At 55.7% G+C, this 8,773-nt stretch carries 8 protein-coding genes and 1 pseudogene; 5 read left to right on the top strand and 4 right to left on the bottom strand.

Annotation, left to right across the window (positions count from 1 at the left end; translation table 11 throughout):
• A partial coding sequence (locus tag ABY948_RS09430) for a putative porin (RefSeq protein WP_461482279.1) occupies positions 1–872 on the bottom strand: 872 nt, incomplete at its 3' end.
• Positions 873–1,207: 335 nt separating this feature from the next.
• On the opposite strand from ABY948_RS09430, the gene ABY948_RS09425 reads away from it, so the two are divergent.
• From ABY948_RS09425 to ABY948_RS09415, 3 genes are all read left to right on the top strand, one after another.
• A complete protein-coding gene (locus ABY948_RS09425; protein ID WP_461482278.1) occupies positions 1,208–1,909 on the top strand; it encodes an MlaA family lipoprotein in 702 nt (233 codons plus the stop codon).
• A gap of 95 nt (positions 1,910–2,004) precedes the next feature.
• Positions 2,005–3,180: a SpoIIE family protein phosphatase gene (locus ABY948_RS09420; RefSeq protein ID WP_461482277.1), complete on the top strand. Its 1,176-nt coding sequence runs from the start codon at positions 2,005–2,007 to the stop codon at positions 3,178–3,180.
• Positions 3,181–3,666, top strand: a complete 486-nt coding sequence (locus ABY948_RS09415; protein ID WP_461482276.1) for an STAS domain-containing protein — start codon at positions 3,181–3,183, stop codon at positions 3,664–3,666.
• 15 nt (positions 3,667–3,681) lie between these two features.
• Here the strand turns inward: ABY948_RS09415 and ABY948_RS09410 are convergent, their stop codons facing one another.
• The 3 genes from ABY948_RS09410 to dusA are packed head-to-tail and all read right to left on the bottom strand — an operon-like array spanning position 3,682 to position 6,088.
• The gene (locus ABY948_RS09410) at positions 3,682–4,134 is read right to left on the bottom strand and encodes a tellurite resistance TerB family protein (RefSeq protein WP_461482275.1); all 453 of its coding nucleotides are present in this window, start codon (positions 4,132–4,134) and stop codon (positions 3,682–3,684) included.
• Positions 4,131–5,081 (bottom strand): transaldolase, encoded by a 951-nt coding sequence (gene tal, locus ABY948_RS09405; RefSeq protein ID WP_461482274.1) that lies wholly within the window; start codon positions 5,079–5,081, stop codon positions 4,131–4,133. The genes ABY948_RS09410 and tal overlap by 4 nt, the downstream gene beginning before the upstream one ends.
• Before the next feature lie 2 nt (positions 5,082–5,083).
• Positions 5,084–6,088, bottom strand: a complete 1,005-nt coding sequence (gene dusA / locus ABY948_RS09400) for a tRNA dihydrouridine(20/20a) synthase DusA (RefSeq protein WP_461482273.1) — start codon at positions 6,086–6,088, stop codon at positions 5,084–5,086.
• A gap of 151 nt (positions 6,089–6,239) precedes the next feature.
• Here dusA and ABY948_RS09395 point away from each other — a divergent pair, with 151 nt between their 5' ends.
• Entirely contained in the window at positions 6,240–8,396 is a 2,157-nt protein-coding gene (locus ABY948_RS09395; protein ID WP_461482272.1) for a type I secretion system permease/ATPase, read from the top strand.
• Positions 8,396–8,773: pseudogene (locus ABY948_RS09390) on the top strand (hypothetical protein); the annotation flags it as partial. The gene ABY948_RS09395 and the pseudogene ABY948_RS09390, both read left to right, overlap by 1 nt.

The following is an 8,773-nucleotide window of genomic DNA, read 5'->3' as shown; positions in this document are numbered from 1 at the left end:
TAACCGGTGTCTTCGTCGGCATCGCTGTTGTTGACGTAGTCGGCAAACAGGGTGGCGGGTATGCCGGCAATAGAGGTACTCAATTCACCAAACAGTTCCACGACTTCATAATCAAATTCGTAAACACCGCCGACAGAAGAGTTGCCGAAGAACTTGCTGTTGAAGACGGCTGCGCTGCCTTCAACGGGGATATAGAAGTAGCTGGCGCCGACGTTGAAGGAGATATTGTCGGACATGTTGCCTTTAAAGCCGGCTTGCAGGCCGAAGGTCTCCTCGATGTCATTGGTGCCGCTGCTGCCGTCATCGCTGTTCAGGAAGTGATAGGCCGCCACGGCGTAGACAGTGCCATTGTCGTAGGAGAGGTTGGCACCCTCAGGGCGGTAGTCGCCGTCCCAGACCAGGCCATTGCCACCGGCAGCGAAGAAGGGGTTTGCTGTCTTACCAGCCACCAGGTGGGTATCCGGGGCAAAGTTCCAGTCAATCCAGGCCATATCCAGGAACAGGTCTTTGGACGTGCCACCACCGCCTAGGGTCTGGTTGCTGGAAACCGGATCTTCGCTGCCGCTGGCCAGGGTCATGCCGGCAGTTACGTCATCAGAAATTTTTGCAGCGACGTTGAGGCGGGCGCGGATGCGGTTGCGGTTGCGGTCTTCCGCCTTGGCGTCATCGTCAATCGTTTCAACACGGTAGCGCACATCGCCGGACCACTGGATTCTGTCAGCCCAGGAATCGACCGGCTTGGCGGTGGCGACAACCTTGTCGGTTTTGACTTCCATTTCCTCAATACGCTGGGACAGGGCCAGAACGTATTTCTTCAGGTCCTGTACGCTGGCCTGTTCAATTTCAGAGGCAGTTGGGGTTCCCGCAGCCATCACCAGGGGGCTTGCAGTGAGGGCACTAACAGCTAAGCAAATTGCAGTACGTTTCATATTGTTAACTCCAATCCTTAATAGGGCGTTGTGAGTAAGTGTCTGGCCTATTGCTGGCCATTGGAGGCTCAATGGAGCGACCCATTCAAACCATGCGGGCATTCTCTGATACCTATGTGTCAGTTTTATGACGGAACGGTCACCTGAATCGCGCAATGATTGCTGCAATATGGCGTATCAGGCTGCTTCCGGGCCCGGTTTACGGTGTACCTGCAAAAGATGAGCGTGTAGAATCAGCGAATTTTCCGCACTGAGAATAATGTTAAGGGGAAGACCCAATGAAAAAGATACTGCTGCTGCTTGCTGGATTTGTGTTGTCGGGCCAGGTGCTGGCCGAATCTGCCAGGAATCCCGAGGATCCCTGGGAGGGCGTGAATCGCAAGATTTTTGCCTTCAACGAGAAATTTGACCAATACGCCCTTACGCCTGTGGCCAAGGGATACAAAGCGATCACCCCTGACCCGGTGGAGCGCGGCGTCAGCAGAATGTTTGCCAATGTCGGCGAAGTGGTCAATATCCTTAACGACGTGTTACAGGGCAAGTTTAAGCAGGCTGGCAACGATACCGGCCGCCTGGTGGTCAATACCACGGTTGGCCTGGTGGGTTTCTTCGATGTGGCGGATGATTTCGGGCTGCCCAAGAATGAGGGCGAGGATTTTGGCCAAACCATGGGCTACTGGGGTGTGGATTCCGGTCCCTATGTGGTGATTCCCCTGTTTGGCCCCATGACAGTGCGCGATGCCCCGGGCAGAGTGGTGGATCGACTGGTGAACCCGATTGCCCAGATCGATCATGTCCCGACCCGCAACCAAATCTATGGCGTGGAAATTACCTCGCTGCGGGCCGATTTGTTTGAGGCTGAGAAGTTTGTACGCGGTGATCGCTATTCGTTTATTCGAGACGCTTACTTGCAGCGCCGCAAATTCCTGACGAGTGATGGCCAGGTAGAAGACGATTTTGGAGACTACAACGATTTCTAGTTTCTCATATGGTCTGTTGGCCCGTCGGGTGGTTTGAACCTTTTTTCATGACAAGTCAGCTGCTCAGGCACGCTGAAGTCGCTTCTGGTTAAGCTATGAAAAAAAACGGCAAACTGTATATTGTTGCCGAAGACCAACAGAGCTGTCGCGAGCTGGAGAGCCATCTGGCCGGCACTGCATGGTGTGTCTCCTGTTTCGATGACCCCTCGACAGCTATCGCTGCCATCAAGGTCGATCATCCCGGTGTGGTGGTGGTCGACCTGCCTTCCTCCCCTCTCCGCGCGCAGTTGGTCGAGCTGGCGTCCATGGAGATAGACGTCGCCTACATCATGGTCGTGCCAGAGGGCGATCCCCGTCAGGTGGTGGAGTTTTTCCACCAGAATGTCTCGGATGTGGTGGTCAAGCCCTTCACCGGAGAACGGTTTTGTCAGGCGGTGGAGCGTGCATCAGGCTGCAAGAGCCTGATGGTTCAGAACAGCTTGTACCGGGAACAGCTCGAAAAAGCCAACCGGGAACTGGAGGAGAGCCTGCGCATCCTCGAAGTTGACCAGATGGCGGGGCGCCAGGTACAGCACAGTCTGTTGCCGGTAACGCCCCTCTATTACGGTGAGTATGAAATTGCCCACCGGATTGTGCCATCGTTGTTTTTAAGCGGTGATTTTGTCGGTTATAACGTCATTTTCGACCGCTACATGGTGTTTTATGTGGCCGATGTATCGGGGCATGGGGCTTCATCCGCGTTCCTGACGGTGTTGCTCAAATTCATACTTAATCGTATTCTCCGCCGCCATATTACCCGCAATGATATGTCCGCGATGGCCAAGGCACCGGAAGGCTTCATTGAACACATTAACCGACAAATTATGGCGCTGGGGCTCGATAAGCACCTGACCATGTTTGCCGCTTCCATCGATATGGAACGAAATATTTTGCGTTATTCTGTTGCTGCCCACATGCCCACTCCGGTTTTCGTCAGCAACGGTGATGTGCGTTCACTCCCTGGCAAGGGCAAGCCTGTCGGCATTTTCCCTGACGCGAGTTGGGATGTTCAGGAGATCGTACTTCCCGAAAAGTTTGCCATGGCCATTGTGTCGGATGGGGTGCTGGAGTTCCTGCCCGGTGCTTCCTACCGTGAAAAGGAGCAATTTATCGCCGACACCATTGCCAAATCCGACACGTCCATTGAAAGTATTTGCGAGGGGCTAGGCGTCGACAAGGTCAAGGATGCACCGGATGATGTCACGGTTTTGACCATTCGCAGGGGGTATTGAATGCAACCTGGCAAGATCCTTGTTTCTCACCACGATGAGTCCTATCTGATCAAGCTGGTCGGTGATGTTCGCGTCACTCTCTGCACGTCGCTGAACAATTACATCGAGGCTATTTTTAACGATGGTCATGTCAGCGAAGTGGTTGCTGATTTGCTGGAGACGGATGCGGTTGACAGCACCACCCTGGGGCTGTTGGCCAAGTTGGCAATTTACTGCGAGGAACACTTCGGCATTAAGCCCACGGTATTTTGCAACGACGAAAGTATCTACCAGATTCTCTCGGTCATGGGCCTGGATGAAATCTTTGATATTATCCAGGGCAGTCACGACGATGACGAAAGTTACCTGGAGTTGTCGAACATCGAATCCGGCGTGGAAGAAATTCGCGACCGGGTGCTCGAAGCCCATCGACTGCTGTCGCTGCTCAATGATCGCAATCAGAGAGAGTTTATTGATCTGATTCACGCCCTGGAGCAGGGTGGCTGAAGGCCCTGACCCCTGTCAGGAAATGGGCTTTCCCAAGGCGCGCTGTTTGGCCTGAATAAAATCCTTGTGCGGCACATAGAGCAGTTCGGCGATCTGCCGGATCAACCCTTCTTCGTATTTATCCAATTGCTGGTCGGCGAATGCCACCCGCCACAGGTTCTCAATCAGTCGTGCCTTGGCGCGGGCGTCATAGTGGTTGTTGATCAGGCGGGTATACTGATACAGCGAAGTGGCCCGGTTTACCTCGGTTTTTGTCAGCTGCAGCAATTCGTCGATTTCCTCATCGTTGAGCAGAAATTGCTGCTTCAACAGGGATTCAATGTGCTGTAATTCCTGCTCATCGAGGTGGCGATCCACCACCATGATTTCCACCATCAGTGCTGCCGAGGTCAGGCGCAATTGCTGTTCCAGATCTTCTTGCCGGGGTTCCAGTGGTGTGGCAAACAGCTGGCGGAGTCCTTTTATCACGGGGCCAGCTCCCATAGCAGCTTTTCCAGTTTGACCTGGTCGGCGACGAAATTGCGTATGCCTTCGGCCAGTTTTTCGGTCGCCATGGCGTTGGCATTCATCCGGTAGCGAAACGCGGCCTCATCGCCGCGCTCGTAATCAATGGCGTCCCCACTGTGCTGGGGATGCAGGCTGCGCGGCAAGTCGCTGTGATCGGCGTGCAACTCGGCGAGCAGTTGCGGGCTGATGGTGAGGCGGTCGCAGCCGGACAGGGCTTCGATTTCCCCGGTGTTGCGAAAGCTGGCGCCCATCACGATGGTGTTGTAGTCACACTGCTTGTAGTAGTGGTAGATGCTGCGCACGGACAAGACACCCGGATCTTCATGGGGCAGGTATTCAGCCTGTCCGCCGTTGTTTTTGTGCCAGTCGAGAATGCGCCCGACAAACGGCGAGATCAGGAACGCGCCGGCGTCGGCGGCGGCTGCCGCCTGATCAAAACCAAACAGTAGTGTCAGGTTGCATTGCACACCTTTTTTCTCCAGTTCCTCTGCGGCGCGAATGCCCTCCCAGGTGGAGGCAATCTTCAGCAGGATGCGCGCCGGGTCAATACCGGCGGCCTGGTATTTTTCCACCAAGCCCATGCCGCGGTGGACGGTGGCTGCGCTATCGAAAGACAGCCTGGCATCAATTTCGGTGGAAACTCGTCCGGGGACGACATCGAGGATTTCCAGACCGATGCTGACAGCCAATTCGTCCATGCAATCGGGCAGCCAGTTGCTGCCGCGGGATTTTGCCCTGGCAATGCTTTCCATCACCAACGGTTGGTAGCGGGGCAGAGCGGCCGCCTTGAGCAGCAGCGAGGGGTTGGTGGTGGCGTCAAGGGGTTGGAATTGGCGGATGGCGTCGATATCGCCGGTATCAGCGACCACCACGGTCATGGTTTTCAGTTGGTCCAGTTTGCTGGGCATGGTCATACTCGGAGTTCGTTGAGTGCAGTTAGAGCCTGTTGTAACACGTCAGTTCCCGCACCGGGGCGGTGGGCATTTTCACTGATATGGCGGCGGAATTTTCGGGCGCCGGGGACGCCCTGGTAGAGTCCCAGGATGTGGCGGGTCATATGGCCCAGCCGGACGCCTTCCGACAGTTCCCCCTCGACGAACCGGCAGAATTTTTCCAAAACATCTTCGCGGCTGGGTGAGGGCGTGTGCCGGTGGAAAAGCCGTTGGTCGACTTCCGCCAGGAGGTAGGGGTTGTGGTAGGCCTCGCGGCCCATCATCACGCCGTCGACCTGTTGCAGATGCTGCAGTGATTGTTGCAGCGTGGTCACCCCGCCATTGAGAATAATTTCCAGATCGGGGAAGTCTGCCTTCAGTCGATAGACGGCCTGGTAATCCAGGGGTGGGACCTCCCGGTTCTGTTTTGGACTGAGCCCCTTCAGCCAGGCCTTGCGGGCGTGGACGATAAATGTGTGACAGCCGGCTTCGGCCACCGTGCCGACAAACTCGCACAGGAACGGGTAGCTGTCGAGTTCATCTACACCGACACGGTGTTTGATGGTCACCGGTGTGGCGGTGGCATCCTGCATGGCGCGGAAACACGCGGCGACATGGCGGGCGTTTTTCATCAATACCGCCCCAAACATGCCGGATTGCACCCGGTCGCTGGGGCAGCCACAGTTGAGGTTGATTTCGTCGTACCGGTACGCGTTGGCCAACCGGGTTGCAGCGGCCAGCTCGGCGGGGTCACTGCCGCCCAACTGCAGGGCAATGGGGTGCTCCTGGGCAGCAAATTGCAGATGCCGATGGGTATCGCCATGGGTGAGCGCGGCACTGGTCACCATCTCGGTGTAGAGCAGCGTCTCCTTGCTTAATAACCGGTGGAAATAGCGACAGAATCGATCGGTGTATTCCATCATCGGGGCGACGGAAAAACGGCGATCTATCTGCTGGGTTGGAGCCTCGTTCGGGTTGGGCATATCGGCTGTGAGGGACGTTAGTCTGGAAAACGGCTAATTATATCGGCAAACGCCCCGAAAAGCTGGTGTGATCTTGGGAGCGGTCTATAGAGCATGTTAGGATGGCTCGCCTATGCAGTCCCGTTAACTCCCAGAATAAGTAACTATGAATATGTCTGAGATCGCAATGGAAAGCCAGCGGGACAGTACCCGGCTGGCGTCTCATGATTTGATGGATTGCCTGTTGTCGGTGGCGACCCTTGAAGGACATCCCACCTCTGTGTCGGCCATATCGTCAGGATTGCCGCTGGAAAATGGCAAGTTGACGCCAACTATTTTCAATCGCGCCGCCAACCGGGCCGGACTGGCCTCGATCATGCTGTCCAGGGAGCTGGAGCAGATCCCCGTGGAAGTGTTGCCCGCCATTTTACTGATGAATGACGGCCGTGCCGTGGTGTTGAGCGGACTGAATATTGCGCAGCAGTTGGCGGAGGTGACCTCGCCGGAAAACCATGAAGTCTCGCAGGTCAGCTTCGAGAGCTTGAAAGCCCACTACAGCGGCCATGTTTTTTACCTGCGCTTGATGCAGCAATTTGATTCCCGCACCCCGAAAATTCACCGCGATAAGGAGGATCACTGGTTTTGGGGGGTGCTGCGCAGTTCCGGAAAAATATACCGGGATGTGTTGCTGGCTTCCTTCCTGATTAATTTGTTTGTCCTGGCCCAACCGTTGTTCGTGATGAATGTCTACGATCGCGTGGTGCCCAATAACGCTGTTGAAACACTGTGGGCGCTGGCCATCGGCGTCTCCCTCGTTTATGTGTTTGACCTGGTGCTGAAAATACTGCGGGCCTATCTGGTCGAGTTGGCGGCCAAACGCACCGATGTGGTGTTGTCGGCGCAACTATTTGAAAAGGTACTCAACCTGAAGATGTCGGCGCGCCCCAGTTCCGCCGGTGCATTTGCCTCGCGACTGCATGATTTCGACATGCTGCGAAACTTTGTCACGTCCTCAACCATCCTGACCTTGATTGATTTGCCGTTTGTGATTCTCTTTATGGCATTTATGTACTTTCTGGGGGGCTGGCTGGTGGCGGTGCCGCTGGTTATTTTCCCCCTGGCTATTTACCAGGGTTTGCGCGCGCAAAAGAAACTGCGTCCGACCATTGAGAATGTGATGCGGGGCAGCGCCAAGAAAAATGCCACTTTGATTGAAAGCCTGGTGGGTATCGAAACGATCAAAACCCTCGGGGCGGAGGGCCAGCTACAGCGGGTTTGGGAGCAGTCGGTAGGCTATGTCTCCCAATGGGGGCTGCAGTCGCGACTGATTTCAAACAGCGCCTTGCAGGCAGTGCAGTTTCTCCAGCAGATCGCCATGGTCGCCGTGGTGGTGGTCGGGGTCTACCTGATTGCGGACCAGAACCTGACCCTGGGCGGCTTGATTGCCTGCGTGATTCTCAACGGCCGCGCCCTGGCGCCACTCAGCCAGATTGCCAACCTGTTGGTCAGTTATGACCACGCCGAGAGTACGCTCAAGTCACTGAATGAAGTCATGGCCTTGCCGGTGGAGCGAGAGGCGGACAAACGCTACCTGCACCGCCCTGTTATGGACGGCAATATCCGCCTGAAAGACGTGACCTTCTCATACCCTGAGCAGCCTCGCCCGGCGCTGGAAAACATTAATATCACCATCAATGCCGGTGAGAAAATTGCTGTGATCGGGCGCATTGGCTCGGGGAAATCTACCCTGGCCAAATTAATCATCCGGCTTTATGACCCCAGTGCGGGGTCTGTGCTGGTGGACGGCTTTGATGTGAAGCAGCTGGACCCGGCTGATTTGCGCACCAACATCGGTTTTGTGGCCCAGGACGCGAAACTCTATTTCGGTACGGTGCGGGAGAATATTACCTTTGGCTTGCAGGGCGTCAGCGATGCCGATGTGGTGGATGCCGCCCGTCAAGCGGGTATCCTTGAGCTGATCAACAGCCATCCACTCGGTTTTGAAATGCCCGTTGGCGAGCGCGGGGAAAACCTGTCCGGTGGTCAGCGCAGTGCCATCGTGATGGCGCGTACCTTCCTGCGCAAGCCCAGGGTGCTGTTGATGGATGAGCCCACTTCGGCCATGGATCAGGGTACCGAAGAACGCTTGTGCCAACAGATTAAGGCCCAGTTTGCCGACAGCACCTTGCTGTTGATTACCCACAAGATGAACCTGCTTTCGCTGGTGGATCGATTGATTGTGGTGGATCGTGGCACAATCGTGGCCGATGGCCCCAAGGAGAAGGTATTGGCGGCACTCAAGGAAGGCAAGATTCGAGGCAAGGGCTAATGTTAGACAAACAGCTAGATAAGTTGCGGCGCCAGTTCCAGCAGACGCCAGCCGTTGACCTGAAATACATGTCCTATTCGTCGGAGGCGGTGCTGAAGCAGTCGCCGCTGATTGCCCAGTTGTTGTTGTGGGTCATTGCCGCCTTTCTTGTGGTCATGCTGGTTTGGGCGAGCCGCGCCAATATCGATGAATTCACCCGGGGCGAGGGAAAAATCGTGCCCTCCAGTGATATCCAGATTGTGCAGAATTTGGAAGGAGGCATTCTCGCCGCGCTGTTCGTGGCCGAAGGGGATGTGGTGGAACGCGGCCAACCACTGTTGCAGATGGATGACACCATTTTTGCTTCAACCTACAAGGAGCGGGCACTGCAGGCAGAG

Source organism: Porticoccus sp., assembly GCF_041592135.1.
Taxonomy (GTDB): domain Bacteria; phylum Pseudomonadota; class Gammaproteobacteria; order Pseudomonadales; family Porticoccaceae; genus Porticoccus.
Note: the sequence above shows the minus strand (reverse complement) of the source record. Positions and strands in the feature narration are given on the sequence as shown.